The following is a 14,309-nucleotide window of genomic DNA, read 5'->3' on the forward strand; positions in this document are numbered from 1 at the left end:
TCGGTCACATGCCCCAGTTCCTGAAAGACTTCTTCAACCGCAATGGCACCGGCATGGGGATCGCGATCCTGGGCCTTGTCCTGTTTTGGACCATTGGCCTGATCATCCTGCCGCAGCTGTCGATGCTGGACTTCTCCTTCCGCCCAAACCTGCCGCCCCCTGAAATCGGCGGGCCAAAGGATGTATACACGCTAGAGAATTATAAATACCTGATCTACGGCCCCGAAGGCGGCAGTCAGGACTATAACACCGTCGATCTGCGGGTATTTTTTCGGACGCTGCTGGCCGCGGTCTGTGTGACGATCTTCAATCTGATCATCTGCTACCCCATCGCATACTATCTGGGCCAGTCAAAGGGCAGCCATATCCGTATCTTCGCGATCATGCTGATCATCCCCTACTGGATCAACGAGATCCTGCGCGCCTTTGCCCTGCGGATCATCTTTGGCGAGACCGGAGTACTGAACACGCTGTTCATGGGGCTGGGCATCTGGGACACGCCGTTCGACTTCATCCGCAACGACATCGCGCTCTACGCCGGTCTGGGATACGCCTACATCCTGCTGATGATCTTCCCGATGTATAACGTCATCGAAAGCCTGGACGGAAACCAGATCGAGGCTGCACGCGATCTGGGTGCGCCATGGTGGCGAATTCACTGGCGGGTCGTGATCCCCTATGCCAAGCCAGGGATCAGTTCGGGCTGCACCATGGTCTTCATGCTCAGCGCCGGTGCGCTGGCCGCGCCGCAAATTCTGGGCGGGCCGTCCAGCTTGTGGTTCACGCAGCTGATCTATCAGCAGTTCAACGACAACAATGACTGGCCGCAGGGGGCCGCCTACGCCATCGTGCTGCTGGTGACCTGTATCCTGTTCGTGCTGGCGGTGATGCGCCTGTTCAAGGTGAACATGGGGGATATCGGGAAATGAACCTGTCGTTCCTTCGTGTAAGCGTCTGGGTCTATTTGGCCCTCTTCTTCCTGTACCTGCTGGGTCCGCTGGTGATCATGTCGGTCACGGCGTTCAACTCATCCTCGTTCCCGCGGATGACTCCGTGGGAGTGTCTGACCTTTCAATGGTTCGGAGAGCTGTTTCAGGATCAGCGCATTCTGAACGGCATCAAGAACTCGTTGATCATCGGGGCCGGAACGGTGGTTCTGTCGGTCGCGATGGGTCTGGCGGGGGCGCTGATGCTGACTCAGATCTGGCCCAAGCTGCGCGCGACCTATTACACCATCATCATCGCGCCGATCCTGATCCCAGGTGTGGTTCTGGGTATCTCGACACTGGTGTTCTGGGACCGGATCAACCGTATGCTGGGGCTGGGCGCGGATAGCGTGCTGTCGAACGGGATTTTCCTGACGGTGATCGGCCAGTCCACCTTTATCGCCAGCTACTGCATGCTGGTGCTGGTGGCGCGGCTGCAGCGCTATGACATCGCGCTGACCGAGGCCGCGCTGGACCTTGGCGCATCCCATGCGCAGGCGTTCCGCAAGATCCTGCTGCCGTTCATGCGCCCGGCGATTGCCAGCGCTGCCGTGCTGGCGTTTCTTGCCTCGTTCGAGAACTACAACACCACCACCTTCACCTTTGGCGAATACCCGACACTGACCATCGAACTGGCGCAAAAGGTGCGCTATGGCATCACGCCGTCGATCTCGGCGCTGGCCTTCATCATCGTGGCGTTGACCGTGTTCTTTGCCCTGCTGAACGAAGCCAAGCTGAAACGTCAGGAACTGGTTGCAGCCGCGCGCAGGGAAGCCACGGTCGAGGAACTGGCGGGCAAGATCAAACTGCCCAGTTTCTTCGCCGGAAACATGGCGGCGGTTCTGGTTGTCGTTTTTGCTGTCGCCACGATCACCGTGGTTGGCACTGCAACGGCTTATAACCCCGGCCAATGTATCGCCGATGTACGCGAGCAAAAGCAGCTCGAGGCGGAACAGCGTATTCAGGAGTTGCGACAGCAGCGCGAAGAGCAGCGCAGACTGCGCGAGGAAGAGCGCAAGCGACGCTTCGAAGGCGTGTTTGAGCCTGGCGATCTGCAGCCCGGCGCAACGGAAGAGGACGCGCAGCCGGAGGCCGAGGGCAACAACTCTGGCTTCGGCAACGTATTCGCTCCGAATACGTTGAGCGGCGAGGGTGATGAGGAGGCTCCGGAAAGCGAAGACCAGCCGTCAAACAACGGTGGTTTCGGCGGGGCCTTTGATCCCAACACCCTGCAAAGCGACTGATCGCGGCGCAGGACCCGCCCGGATTGGCCTCAGGCCGGTCCGGGCGGGGTGCGGTTCAGGATGGCAACATCGCAACCCTGGATTGTGTGGCCGTTCCACTCGACAGGATCGGCATTGTAGTTGATCAGGAACTCATGATCCGCCGTTTCCCGGCGCCGCAGCCCATTGGGCATAGGGTGCAGATCCAGTCCGGTTTCCTGCGCCGCCATGGCGACGACACGGTCCCAAAGGGTTTCATCCGGGAAACCTGCCAGATACCAGACACCATCCATGCCCTTGAGCGCGGCAGTCCCGTCCGCAAATGACAACAGATCCGGCGCATCACCTGACACACGGTCGATCCAATGCTGCGCCGCGCCGCCGCCTTGGACCGGGCGGGTGATATCTGGGGGCAGGGTCTCGACCAGATCGACGTCGCAGTCCAGACCACTCAGGCCGGGACGACCCTGTCGCGGGATTTGGAAATCCCGCGTGATCGCTCCTGTTCTGGGACCGAGGATTGCGAGGTCACAGCCATCAATCAGCCGTTGCGCCAGATCGTCCTCCAGCGTTGCCAGCCCGGGCGCGAGTATCAGTTTATACCCGCCCGCCGGTATGTTCGTCGGCGGGACGAAATCCACCGACAGCCCGGCGCGGCGCAACGCGCGGTAGGTTGAGAATACAAGCCGGAAATAGTCAAACCCGGCCCCTTGCGGCTGCGTCGCCCAGGCCCAGTCCGAGGCATAGTCGAACAGGATCGCAACCTTGGCTTTCCCGGGTTTTACCGCCCCCAGACCCCCCAAATCATCCGCTGTTTGCCGTGCTTCCGACAGGCCCGGTGCCGCGCGGTTGTTCGGTGCCAGCAGACCCGCATGCATCTGTTCCTGCGCGAATGGGGCTTGCCGCCAGCGGAAATAGCTGACCACTTCGGCCCCGTGCGCCACCGCCTCAAGCGACCACAACCGAACCATGCCGGGCAGGGGGGCCGGATTGTAGGGGGCCCAGTTCACTGGACCCGGCTGCTGTTCCATCACCCACCAACGGCCACGCCCAACGGCGCGGTAAAGGTCGTGGTGGAAGGCCTGCATATCCGGGTCGCCCTGTTGCAGAAAGGCAGTCTTGTGATCCTCATCCGCCTCGAGCCGATCGGACAGGAACCCGATCGGATAGCTGTCCCACGTGGCGATATCCAGATCCGCGCCGACCGCAAAATGGTCGAACTCCAGCACGCGACCCATGTAGTTGTGCAAGAGCGGCGCATCGGTCAACGGACGCAGAACATCCACCTGCGCCTTGTTGAACGCCACCACCTGATCCGAACTGAAGCGCCGGAACGCCAGCACATGGGCCGGGCTGGGCTCGGTCACGGTCAGGTTCGGCAGGTCGATCTGGGCGAAATCATTGTATTCCATTGACCAGAACACATTGCCCCACGCCTCGTTCAGCGCATCGACGGTGCCGTATTGCTTGGCAAGCCATCTGCGAAAGGCCTGCAGGGCGGGTTGGCTATAGCTGACAGTTGTCTCGTGGCAAGCATATTCGTTGTCGATCTGCCATGCGGCCACATGCGGGTTGCGGCCATAACGTTCGCCCATGATCCGCGCGATCCGCGCGCATTCGGCGATATACCCCTGATGGCTAAAGCAATAATGTCGGCGCGAGCCGAACTTGCGCGGATTGCCATTCGCATCAACGGCCAGCATGTCCGGATACTTGTCCAACATCCAGCGCGGAGGCGTCGCGGTGGGCGTACCAAGCACCACCTTCAGGCCCGCCGCGCCCAGCGTCTCAATCGCGCGATCCAGCCAGTCAAAGCACAGGTCGCCCGGTGTGGGTTCCATCCGGCTCCAGCCAAACTCTCCGATCCTGACCCATGTCAGGCCGGTTTCGACCATGCGCGCGGCATCCTCGGCCCACATTGCTTCGGGCCAGTGTTCAGGGTAGTAGCAAACGCCAAGTTCCGGCTTCATAAGATGACTCTGTGTTCCGCCTGACCTTGCCCGGCATTGGATGCAGCAAAGGTCATTCCGTTCGAGGGTTGGGCTTCGATATGTTCCGCACCCAGCCCCTGACGGGCCGTTGTGCAGAACAGCGTGGTCAGATTGTCGCCGCCGAAAGCCGGGCAGGAGGTATGCGCGGCGTCAACCGGGATGGCGTTCTGAAACACTCCGGTCTGGTCGTAAACAGCCACCCGGCTTGCACCCCATTGCGCGATCCAGATGTTGCCCGCCGCGTCAACCACAGCGCCATCAGGGTGCAGCCCGTCAGCGCGCAAATCCAGAAAGACGGCACTTTCGCCCTCGGGCCAGCCGGTTTCAGGGTTCAGCGGCTGGCGCATGACCTGTTGCCTTGCCGTATCGCTGAAATAGGCACAGGACCGGTCCGGCGCGAAACAGATCGCGTTCGAGATCGTTACATCCGGCACCAGACGTCGAAATTCTCCGCGCCAGAACCGATAGATCGCGCCCGCGCCGGATTCAGCCTGTTTGCCCATCGTCCCGATCCAGAACCCGCCCCACGGGTCAGCGCGCCCGTCATTGGTACGCGTGACCGGGTTGTCAGCCTCAAGCGACGCAACCAGTTCTTTCCGCCCTATCGTCAGATCGAACCGCCAGAGACCGGTTTCAGACGCGATCAGCAAGGTGTCGCGATCAACCCAGCCAGCAGCCGAGACATGTTCGTCGAAATCCCAGTGTTTTGGGGCGTCGCCCTCTTGCGTCATCAGGCGCTTGTTTATGATATCGAACCAGAATAGCTGCTGCCGTTCGGGATGCCACAAGGGGCCCTCGCCCAGTTCGCAAGGACGGTCGTCAAAAACAGAGCTCATCCCACCGACTCATCATAGGCGGCGACGATTTTGGCCGCCCGCTCCGCAATGTCCGCAACACTCATGCCGGGTTTGTAGAGGGCCGAACCGATGCCGAACCCATCGGCCCCGGCTTTGATCCACTGCCCGAAATTCTCGGGACCAGCTCCGCCGACGGCAAAGACAAGCGTGCCTTCGGGCAGCACCGGACGCAGGGCGGCAAGGCCCGCCGGCCCGGCCATGACACCGGGGAACAGTTTCAGGCCGGTTGCACCGGCTTTCAGCGCAGCGAACGCCTCGGTCGGGGAATAAATACCCGGCCAGCTTTGCAGGTTAAGCGCGACCGTGCGGGTGATCACCTCGGCGTCATAGTTGGGAGAGACGATCAGTTTGCCGCCAACCCGCGCGACATCTTCAACTTGTTCCGGCGTCAGCACCGTGCCAGCGCCTACAAGTGCGCGGTCGCCAAAAGCGTCGGCCATCAGGCCAATGCTGCGCAACGGGTCCGGCGAGTTCAGGGGCACCTCGATCTGGTCGATGCCTGCGTCGATGATGGCCTGACCGACCGCTTCGGCTTCGGACGGTTGCACTCCGCGCAGGATGGCGATGATGGGACGTCTCATGCGGTCTGCCTCGTCAGGTTTCGGGCCAGTGCCAGACCGGCCAATGTGGTTTGCGTTGCGTTCGCGGTGTCGACAAACGCACCCTGTTGACGCAGTGCCTGCGCGTAGATTTTCGCGACCGTGTCCGACCCGATGATGGCCAGTTGCTGGCCCAGCCAATAGGCACGCGTGGCGGCCAGTTCTGCACCGATCAGCGTTCCGGAAAGGCGGGCACTGGCGATGCCTTTGTCCTGACCTTCCAGCAAATCGGCGGCCCTTAGCGAAAACAATCGTGCCGCCAGCTGCTCGGGTTTCGACAATGCATCAGCGACGGCTTCGGCAAAGGCGGCATCGTCCCACCCCTCGGCCACCGAGTGCTTCAGAACCGATTGCTTGCGCAGCAGTTCGAACATCTCACCAGTCATGAAGGTGCGGAAACTGACGACCTCACCCGCGCTGACCTGCACCCATTTCGTATGGGTTCCGGGCAGGCAGAGGACGCCATCCCAGTTCTGACGCGCGGCCAGAAAACCGGCTATCTGGGTCTCCTCACCGCGCATGACATCCGGCGGCGTGACCTGTTTCAGACCCGGCACCACAAAGGCGCGGATGCGCGGGTCGGTGGCTGGCACGCGGATCGGCGCATCCGGGACTGGCGGGGACGGAACCGCGCTGTACGGAGCCTCGACCCAACCCTGTCGCGCGCCCACCATGCCGCAGGCAATGACATCCACCGGAGAGCTTCCCAGCCAGCCTTCGGCCAGATCCATCAACGCCGCCTGAAATTCGCCCTTGGCCAACCGGCCCATCCCGCGATCCGATTGCGCCTGATCCACCACTGTATCGCCCTGCATCGCCCAGGCGCGCAGGTGCGAGGTCCCCCAATCGACAGCGATCCATTCCACGTTCATCGGCTCACCCCGTCACCACAACGCCGCCGTCGACGGCCATGCACTGACCTGTCATCGCGCGGCTGGCCTCGGACGCCAGGAAAAGCGTCGGGGCAATCATGTCCTCGGGCGTCAGATGCTCTTTCAGGCACTGACGATCCAGATGCGCGGCCAGATCCTCGGGCGTGGCCCACATATCCAGTTGTTTCTGCGTCAGAACCCAGCCCGGGGCAAGCGCGTTGACGCGGATCTTTTGCGGTCCCAACTCACGCGCCAGTGAGCGGGTCATGCCGGTGATCCCCGCGTTCGAGGTTGTGTAGATCGGATAGCCCGCGTTCCCCATCATATAGCTGATCGAACTGAAATTGATGATCGCGCCGCCGTCTTTCATCTGCCGGGCGGCCTCCTGACAGGCGAAGTAATAGGCCTTGAGGTTGACCTCGATCATCCAGTCCCAGAACTGGGTCGTGGTTTCTTCCAGCGAGTGCCGCTTGTCATTGGCGGCGTTGTTGACCAGCACTTTGATCGGGCCATGCGCCTCAGATGCCTTGGCCATGGTGGCATGCAGCAATTCGGTATCGGTCATGTCGCCTTGCAGGAACAGCGGCGCGCGGCCGTGTTTGTCGTGCATCTGTTCGACAAAATCGCTTGCATCGGACCGGCCGATAAAGGCGACATTGGCACCCTGGGCCATGAACCCGTCGGTCAGCGCGGCACCAACGCCCGAGCCGCCGCCGGTAATGTAGACAGAGGCTCCGTTCAGGTCGTGGAATGTGGCGGGTTGGTCCATCAGTGGCTCTCTCTGGTCACAAGGCGGGTGTCTTTGCCGACAAGGAAATCAAGGTCGGCACCCTGATCGGCCTGCAACACGTGGTCGATATAAAGTCTGGCATAACCGCGGGTGTAATGCGGATCGTCCGGTTGCCACGCGGCGCGGCGGGTTGCAAGCTCGGCTTCATCCACCAGCAGTTCCAACTCGCCCTTGCTGGCCGAGACCCGAATGCGGTCGCCGGTTTTCACCAGCGCCAGCGTGCCGCCCGCCTGCGCCTCGGGACTGACATGCAGGATGACGGTGCCGTAGGCGGTACCCGACATGCGCGCGTCCGAAATCCGGATCATGTCGCGTACGCCTTCCTGCACCAGCTTGGCCGGGATCGGCATGTTGCCGACCTCGGGCATGCCCGGATAGCCCTTGGGGCCGCAGCCCTTGAGAACCAGAATGGTCTGGGCCGTCACCGGCAGATCGTCGCGATCGATATTGGCCTTGAGGTCCTCGATGTTTTCAAAAACATAGGCCTCGGCCTCGGTTTCCAGCAACTCATCCGTCGCCGCCGAGGGCTTCACGATGGCACCGTTCGGCGCAAGGTTACCACGCAGCACGCGCAGGCCTGCGGCGGGTTTGACGGGATCATCAAAGGGGCGGATGACGTCGGTGTTATAGCACTCGGCCCCTTCGAAATGGGCCGAGATATCCTTGTTCAGCACCGTTTTCGCCGGACGCAGAAAGGGTTTGAGTTCGTTCAGAACGACCGGCACACCGCCTGCGTAGCAGAAATCCTCCATCAGGTATTTGCCCGAGGGCATGCAGTTCACCAGCAGCGGGATTTCCGATCCGATTTCGAAATCCTTCAGGGTAAGGTCGACCCCGACACGGCCTGCCATTGCCAGCAGATGCACAACCGCGTTGGTCGAACCACCGACGGCGGCATTGGCCAGTATAGCGTTCTCGAATGCTTCTTTCGTCAGAATGTCCGAGGGTTTGAGGTTTTCGTCCACCATCTCAACAATGCGTTTGCCGGTCAGATGCGCCAGCGCCATGCGGCGGGCATCCACCGCCGGAAGGGCGGCGTTGGTGGGCAGGGACATGCCCATCGCCTCGACCAGTGAGGCCATCGTGGACGCGGTCCCCATCGTCATGCAGACGCCCGCGCTGCGCGACATGCCGGATTCGGCATTCATGAAATCCTGCAGGGTCATTTCGCCCGCACGGACCTCTTCCGAGAACTTCCAGACATCGGTGCCCGAGCCGATATCCTTACCCTTGAACTTGCCGTTCAGCATCGGACCGGAACTGACCACGATGGAGGGCAGATCGACCGAGGCCGCGCCCATCAACTGACCGGGCGTGGTCTTGTCACACCCGCCCAGCAGCACGACGCCGTCGATGCCATAGGCGCGGATCGATTCCTCGACATCCATTGCCAGCAGGTTGCGGAACAGCATGGCGGTGGGTTTCATCTGGGTTTCGCCCAGCGACATGACGGGGAATTCGACCGGGAAGCCTCCGGCCTCCCACACGCCGCGTTTCACACCCTCGGCCAGATCGCGCAGGCCCGAATTGCAGGGGGTCAGTTCCGACCATGTGTTGCAGATGCCGATGATGGGACGCCCGTCAAAGGCGTGATCGGGAAAGCCCTGGTTCTTCATCCACGAGCGATGGATGAACCCATCCTTGTCGAGTTTTCCGTACCAGTGCTGTGATCGGCGTTTCTGTGTCATAGTTTATAGCCTTCAATGACCCACATCGACTGTGGGAAGCTCCACGGCAGCGACAAGCCATGGCTCATCAGATACTGGCCGCTTACGGTTATCGGTCCCTGTTTCAGCGCGGGGTTGCCGCGCGACAGGGTTGCAGGTGCCTCAGCCGTATTGCGCAATGCGACATGGTATTGCGCGTTCGCCTCAAGCCGTGTCAGGCGCAGCGGGCGCGGCGCGATCTGCGGTGAGGTGTCGAGCTTTCCGGCAAAGACGACAAAACGCGATCCGTCGCTGGTTTGCTGCTGTTCCGCGACAACGGACGGGTCCGGGCTGTCGAGCCGCAGGATATCCGCATAATACAGCCAGTCGCGGTTGTCTTTCCACCATTGCGTCACCTCGCGCAAGACGGTTTCTTCGTCCTCGGCAAGTTCGCGTGGGTCCATCTCGAACCCCATGTGGCGCTGCGCTGCGACCCATGCCCGGAACCGGATGTCCAGCAGGCGGCCCGACGTGTGGCAGACACGTGGTCCGACATGGCTGCCAGTGACGGCCATGGGCAGGAAAATCGCAGCGTTGTGCTGTATGCGCAGCCGTTCCAGCGCGTCGTTGCTGTCGCTGAGCCACACCCGTTGCGTGCGCTTGAGAATACCGAAGTCGATGCGTCCACCGCCGCTGGCGCAGCTTTCGATTTCTGTATGCGGAAAATCTCGCCGCAGCCGGTCGATCAGCGCATAAGATCCGCGAGTCTGGTCGGCGTCCGGCATCGGAAGAACCCGGTTGTGATCCCATTTTATATAGTCGATCTCGTATTCCGAAAGGATCGCAGCCATTCGGTCATACAAAAAGTCACGCACTTCGGGCAGCGCCATGTTCAGCGCCTTTTGCGCACGACCCAGAATCTGGTCCTCGCTCCCCAGCGCCCATTCGGGATGGGCCCTGTGAATGCTGCTGTCCGGGTTGATCATCTCGGGCTCGAACCAGAGTCCAAAGGTCATTCCCAGTGCGTGGACATGTTTGATCAACGGGTCCAGCCCATCGGGATATTTCCGCCGATCCACTTCCCAATCGCTGAGCGATGACGTGTCGTCATCGCGTTGTCCGAACCAGCCGTCATCCAGAACAAAGCGCTCGGCCCCAAGGGATGCGGCGCGTTCGGCGATATCCTTCAGTTCCGGCAGATTGTGATTGAAATAGACGGCTTCCCAGCAATTGTAGTGAACCGGGCGGGCGCGGTCCGGCTTGGGGAAGGCGACAACGCGGTCCCGCACATGGCGTTGAAATGCAACTGCGCATCCGTTGATCCCGTCGGCGGAGAACACGGCGTAAAGCGGCGCGGTTTCAAACCGCGTCGATGCTTCGCGTTCCATGCGCGCGGCGTGCCCGAACTGAATCTGACGGCGCCCGTCCGGCAGTTCTTCAGCAACCATCCGATGCCCGCCGGACCAGCCATAGTGAAAGCCATAGGCTTGGCCTTGTGCATTGGTCGCGCCGCGCACGGGAACAATCAGGCCGGGGAAGTGCTCGTGTCCGGTGCGCCCTGTTCGGTTTTCCCGATACCGGATGCCCGGCGACCAGGGGGTCGCGTTCATCTGGAACTCGCCGCACCACCGCCCGGCAAAGTCGATCAGTTCATCCGACAATTGCGGTGCCGGAAAGACCGGGGCAGACAGCCAGTGCAACAGAACCGGTCGGTCTGCCTCGAGGGTTGCGCGGGCCTCGATGATGTGGGTTTTCCGGTCGATCGAAAAGGACGCCTGATAGGTGATCCTGTGTGTTTCATCCCGAAATGTCAGGGTCAGATGGTTGGTGCCGACATCCTCGCTTTCATAGCAGAATTTCGGCAGGATCGGCGTGCCGTCACCGTCCCGGATGATCAGCCCGGGCTGTCCCGGAAAGCTGCGGGTGGCTTCGGGGCAAATGGACAGTTCCGGGTTGGCATCCAGCATGCCTCCGGTGACGTCCAGACCATAGGTTCTGAACAGGGTTTCGGTGTTTTCGCCCTCGGGAAGCCGGGGGCCAAAATACACAACCTCGGGAAGATGCTCGCGATGGGCCGCAAGCACCAGCGATTGTCGCTCATCGTGAAGCGACCATGTTCTTATCATTATTTTACTGCCCCGAGGGTCAGGCCCGCGATGAAGTGTTTCTGCATCAGGAAGAACATGGCCACCGGCGGCAGGGCCGCGACGATGGAGCCGGCACTCATCAATTGATAGGCGGCGCGGAATTGCGCGTTGAAGCTGGTGATCCCGGCGGTGACAGGCTGGCTTTCGGCGCCTTGCGTCAGGACGACGGCCCAGAAATAGTCGTTCCAGATGAAGGTGAAGATCAGTACGCTCAGCGCTGCAATCGCGGGTTTCATTAGCGGCAGGACCACGTACCAGAAGATGCGGACCTCGCTGATGCCCTCGACCCGTGCGGCCTCGATCAGTTCGAAGGGCAGGGCGCGGATGAAGTTGCGCATGAAGAGCGTGCAGAAGCCCGTCTGGAAGGCGATATGGAACAGCACGAGGCCGGTTTTGGTGTTGTAGAGACCCAGTTCCAAGGTCAGGTCGCGTACAGGCACCATCAGAATCTGGAAGGGCACGAAGTTGCCCGCCACGAACATGAAAAAGATCCAGAGGTTCGATTTGAACTTGTAGATCCCCAGCGCGAAACCGGTCATGCAGCTTAGCGCCACGGCACCGATAACGGTCGGTACGGTGATCAGGAACGAGTTCAGCAGATAGCGCGGCATGTCCGAGTTGAAGAACACCTGCCCGTAGTTGAACGCGCCTTCAAAGCTGGACGGCATGCCCCAGTAATTCGCGTTGGTGAAATCCGCCGCCGGTTTGACCGAGAACAGGGCGACCGCCAGCAAGGGTCCCAGCCACAGCAGCAGGGCAAGCGGCAGCATGGCCTGATAGGTGATCTGTGCCGCGCGGGGCTGTTTTTCGATGGGTTTGGGAAACATCTCAGTGCCCCCTTTCTTCGCGGTACATCGACCACAGGAAGTAGGCGATGAAGCAGAGCATGATCAGGAACAGGATCACGGCGATGGCGGCGCCATATCCCATGCGGAACCCGTATTCGGACAGCGCGACCTCGAACATGTAATAGGCCAGCACGCGGGATGAGCCGAACGGACCGCCTTGCGTCATGATCGAGATCAGGTCGAAGGACCGCAGCGCGCCGATGATGGTGACAACAAAGGCGATGAAGGTGGCCGGGCGCAGCTGCGGCAGGATGATGTGCCACAGCATCCGCGCGCCTTTTGCGCCGTCCAGACGTCCGGCCTCGATCTGTTCCGGGTCCACGGCGTTCAGGCCGGTGAGGTAGAGGATCATGCAATAGGCGGTTTGCGGCCAGAGGCCGGCAAAGATGATGCCGTAGGTGACATAACGCTCGTCGCCCAGCACGTTAATCGGGCCAAGGCCAAAGAGGCCGAGGAACTCGTTCAGCAGGCCAAAGGTCGGGTCATAGAACCACGTAAACACGAGGCCAACGACGACCTGAGAGATGACGAAGGGAAAGAAAAACAACGACTTGTAAAGCCGGATGCCCCAAACCGTCTGGTTCAGGAACAGGGCGATGAACAGCCCCGCTGGGATCGCTGCGAGATACAGGATCAACCAGATCAGGTTGTTCTTAAGCGAAACATAAAACGCATCCCGATCAACCCATTCCCAATAGAGGTCCTCGTAGTTGCGTACGCCTACATATTCCGCCGCACCCAGCCCGTCCCATTCATAAAAGGACAGGTTTATGGATTCGAACAAAGGGATGATCACATAAACAGAAAAGAACAAAAGACCGGGGGCCAGAAACAGCCAAGGGGCGATGCGTTGTTGGTTCCTGTGGAACCAGCTTTCCTGTTGTGGGACTTCGGCTGCAACAGTCATTTGTATACTCACGTTGTGAGGTGGATGAGGCGAGAAAACACCCGCCTCACAATTTGTCTGTTTGATGCCAACCGGATGGATGCCCGGTCAGCAACTTTGCTCAATTGTCGTAGATACGCCCGCGAGCGCGTTCCAGTTTGGCCAGAATCCGGTCCAGATCGTCTGGCTTGACCATGAATTCCTGGAACCCTTCCATGGACACTTTCGCCATTTCAGCCGGTGCATCGCGATCCCAGAACTGGGCAATACCGCCGGGGCTGTTGGTGGACAGCATTTCAAAGCCCTGCTGCAGGAACTTGTCGTTATCCACCGACGATTGGGCGTTCACCGGCAACTGACCAAGGTTCGCGCCATTGTTGATCTCGGTCTGCTCCTCGGCAGAAACCACATGGCGCAAGAATTCACGCGCAGCTTCTTTGTTCGTTGCATTTGCCGGGATGTGGAACGTGTCGGTTGGCGCATCTTCGGCCAGTTCGACATCCGGGTTGATCGCGACGAACTGATAGAAGTCCAGTTGATCATCGCTCAGACCAGCGTCGCGAAGGGGCGCCACGGCAAAGTTGCCCAGCAAGATGGCTGCGGCGTCGCCCTGAACTATGAGAGGAAGGGATTCCTGCCAGCTACGCGCCGTGTGGTCGTCGGGGAACGCGCCCATATCGAGGAGTTGTTTCCAGTTCGCAAAGGTCTGCTTGACCCTGTCATCTTCCCAACTGACTTCGCCATTTGCCAGCTGATTGTGGAAATCAAACCCGTTGGTGCGCATGTTCAGATAGTCGAACCAGCCGCCGGCGGTCCAATAGTTCCGCGTGCCGATCGTGTAGCAGGTGCGCCCGGAATCGACGATCTTCTGGCAGTTTGCCAGCTCTTCTTCCCAAGTGGTCGGCTCGGTCAGACCCAGCTCGTCGAAGATATCTTTGCGGTAGTAAACGCCCCACTGATAGTAGGTGTAGGGTACACCCCACTGCTTGCCATCAAGCGTCATCGCGCCCTTGGTCGATGCCAGATTCTCGGCGATCTCGGGTTCTTCCCAAAGGTCGGAGACGTCCTCGAACAGGCCCGCCTCGACATAGGGTTTCATGCGGTTTGCAGCATACCAGTTGGCGACGTCCGGCGTGTCTGCTGTCAGGAAGTTACGGATCTGCGTCTTGTAAGCCTCGCGGTCGATCACCGTCGTTTCGATCTCCAGCCCCGGATGCTGTGCCGCAAAGCGCTCGATCATCGCTTCCATCGTCGCGCGGGGCGCCGGGTTCGATGTATCAAGGAAAATTCTCAGTTCGCCGGTCAACTCGGCGGCAACAGGCGCAGCAAGTGCGACACTGGCAACCAGCGCCGCCGTCGTGCGCTTGAACATGGAATGCATGGTTTCCTCCCTAGAAGCTTCCATTTTTGGTTCCAAATAGTGAAACCGTGTTTTACATATTGAAAACTACACATCGAATCGGT

General features: G+C 60.4%; 12 protein-coding genes. 2 read left to right on the forward strand and 10 right to left on the reverse strand.

The genetic code is table 11. The features are described 5' to 3' along the window. The first annotated feature begins 8 nt into the window (after positions 1 to 8). Together ACR0K1_RS01115 and ACR0K1_RS01120 are read left to right on the forward strand one after the other, a co-directional pair. Positions 9 to 929 carry an ABC transporter permease gene (locus ACR0K1_RS01115; protein ID WP_480611575.1) on the forward strand — a complete coding sequence of 307 codons (921 nt, stop codon included), beginning with the start codon at positions 9 to 11 and terminating at the stop codon, positions 927 to 929. Continuing rightward, positions 926 to 2,230 carry an ABC transporter permease gene (locus ACR0K1_RS01120; RefSeq protein ID WP_480848254.1) on the forward strand — a complete coding sequence of 435 codons (1,305 nt, stop codon included), beginning with the start codon at positions 926 to 928 and terminating at the stop codon, positions 2,228 to 2,230. Before ACR0K1_RS01115 ends, ACR0K1_RS01120 begins: the two co-directional genes overlap by 4 nt. A gap of 29 nt (positions 2,231 to 2,259) precedes the next feature. Here the strand turns inward: ACR0K1_RS01120 and ACR0K1_RS01125 are convergent, their stop codons facing one another. The 10 genes from ACR0K1_RS01125 to ACR0K1_RS01170 form a co-directional block, all read right to left on the reverse strand. Further along, complete coding sequence (locus ACR0K1_RS01125; RefSeq protein WP_480848256.1) at positions 2,260 to 4,179, reverse strand: beta-galactosidase; 1,920 nt, start codon at positions 4,177 to 4,179, stop codon at positions 2,260 to 2,262. Beyond that, complete coding sequence (locus tag ACR0K1_RS01130) at positions 4,176 to 5,036, reverse strand: SMP-30/gluconolactonase/LRE family protein (RefSeq protein WP_480611572.1); 861 nt, start codon at positions 5,034 to 5,036, stop codon at positions 4,176 to 4,178. Before ACR0K1_RS01130 ends, ACR0K1_RS01125 begins: the two co-directional genes overlap by 4 nt. Further along, positions 5,033 to 5,638, reverse strand: a complete 606-nt coding sequence (locus ACR0K1_RS01135; protein WP_480611571.1) for a 2-dehydro-3-deoxy-6-phosphogalactonate aldolase — start codon at positions 5,636 to 5,638, stop codon at positions 5,033 to 5,035. The genes ACR0K1_RS01130 and ACR0K1_RS01135 overlap by 4 nt, the downstream gene beginning before the upstream one ends. After that, positions 5,635 to 6,528: a 2-dehydro-3-deoxygalactonokinase gene (locus ACR0K1_RS01140; protein WP_480848258.1), complete on the reverse strand. Its 894-nt coding sequence runs from the start codon at positions 6,526 to 6,528 to the stop codon at positions 5,635 to 5,637. The genes ACR0K1_RS01135 and ACR0K1_RS01140 overlap by 4 nt, the downstream gene beginning before the upstream one ends. A gap of 4 nt (positions 6,529 to 6,532) precedes the next feature. Continuing rightward, positions 6,533 to 7,297, reverse strand: a complete 765-nt coding sequence (locus tag ACR0K1_RS01145; RefSeq protein ID WP_480611569.1) for an SDR family NAD(P)-dependent oxidoreductase — start codon at positions 7,295 to 7,297, stop codon at positions 6,533 to 6,535. After that, on the reverse strand, positions 7,297 to 9,006 hold the full coding sequence (locus ACR0K1_RS01150; RefSeq protein ID WP_480848261.1) for an IlvD/Edd family dehydratase: 1,710 nt from the start codon (positions 9,004 to 9,006) through the stop codon (positions 7,297 to 7,299). The genes ACR0K1_RS01145 and ACR0K1_RS01150 overlap by 1 nt, the downstream gene beginning before the upstream one ends. Beyond that, positions 9,003 to 11,090: an alpha-galactosidase gene (locus ACR0K1_RS01155; protein ID WP_480848263.1), complete on the reverse strand. Its 2,088-nt coding sequence runs from the start codon at positions 11,088 to 11,090 to the stop codon at positions 9,003 to 9,005. The genes ACR0K1_RS01150 and ACR0K1_RS01155 overlap by 4 nt, the downstream gene beginning before the upstream one ends. Continuing rightward, positions 11,090 to 11,938 carry a carbohydrate ABC transporter permease gene (locus ACR0K1_RS01160; protein WP_480611566.1) on the reverse strand — a complete coding sequence of 283 codons (849 nt, stop codon included), beginning with the start codon at positions 11,936 to 11,938 and terminating at the stop codon, positions 11,090 to 11,092. Before ACR0K1_RS01160 ends, ACR0K1_RS01155 begins: the two co-directional genes overlap by 1 nt. Position 11,939: 1 nt before the next feature. Next, positions 11,940 to 12,866, reverse strand: coding sequence for a carbohydrate ABC transporter permease (locus ACR0K1_RS01165; protein WP_480611565.1), 927 nt, complete (start codon positions 12,864 to 12,866; stop codon positions 11,940 to 11,942). Positions 12,867 to 12,966: 100 nt separating this feature from the next. After that, on the reverse strand, positions 12,967 to 14,226 hold the full coding sequence (locus ACR0K1_RS01170) for an ABC transporter substrate-binding protein (protein ID WP_480611564.1): 1,260 nt from the start codon (positions 14,224 to 14,226) through the stop codon (positions 12,967 to 12,969). Positions 14,227 to 14,309 lie beyond the last annotated feature (83 nt).

This window comes from Ruegeria sp. F5 (assembly GCF_056533845.1).

Coding starts and splice junctions, on each gene's coding strand:
- ACR0K1_RS01140 (WP_480848258.1), bottom strand. CDS start 6,528: ATGAACGTGGAATGGATCGCTGTCGATTGGGGGACCTCGCACCTGCGC.
- ACR0K1_RS01120 (WP_480848254.1), top strand. CDS start 926: ATGAACCTGTCGTTCCTTCGTGTAAGCGTCTGGGTCTATTTGGCCCTC.
- ACR0K1_RS01155 (WP_480848263.1), bottom strand. CDS start 11,090: ATGATAAGAACATGGTCGCTTCACGATGAGCGACAATCGCTGGTGCTT.
- ACR0K1_RS01145 (WP_480611569.1), bottom strand. CDS start 7,297: ATGGACCAACCCGCCACATTCCACGACCTGAACGGAGCCTCTGTCTAC.
- ACR0K1_RS01135 (WP_480611571.1), bottom strand. CDS start 5,638: ATGAGACGTCCCATCATCGCCATCCTGCGCGGAGTGCAACCGTCCGAA.
- ACR0K1_RS01130 (WP_480611572.1), bottom strand. CDS start 5,036: ATGAGCTCTGTTTTTGACGACCGTCCTTGCGAACTGGGCGAGGGCCCC.
- ACR0K1_RS01160 (WP_480611566.1), bottom strand. CDS start 11,938: ATGTTTCCCAAACCCATCGAAAAACAGCCCCGCGCGGCACAGATCACC.
- ACR0K1_RS01165 (WP_480611565.1), bottom strand. CDS start 12,866: ATGACTGTTGCAGCCGAAGTCCCACAACAGGAAAGCTGGTTCCACAGG.
- ACR0K1_RS01125 (WP_480848256.1), bottom strand. CDS start 4,179: ATGAAGCCGGAACTTGGCGTTTGCTACTACCCTGAACACTGGCCCGAA.
- ACR0K1_RS01115 (WP_480611575.1), top strand. CDS start 9: ATGCCCCAGTTCCTGAAAGACTTCTTCAACCGCAATGGCACCGGCATG.
- ACR0K1_RS01170 (WP_480611564.1), bottom strand. CDS start 14,226: ATGCATTCCATGTTCAAGCGCACGACGGCGGCGCTGGTTGCCAGTGTC.
- ACR0K1_RS01150 (WP_480848261.1), bottom strand. CDS start 9,006: ATGACACAGAAACGCCGATCACAGCACTGGTACGGAAAACTCGACAAG.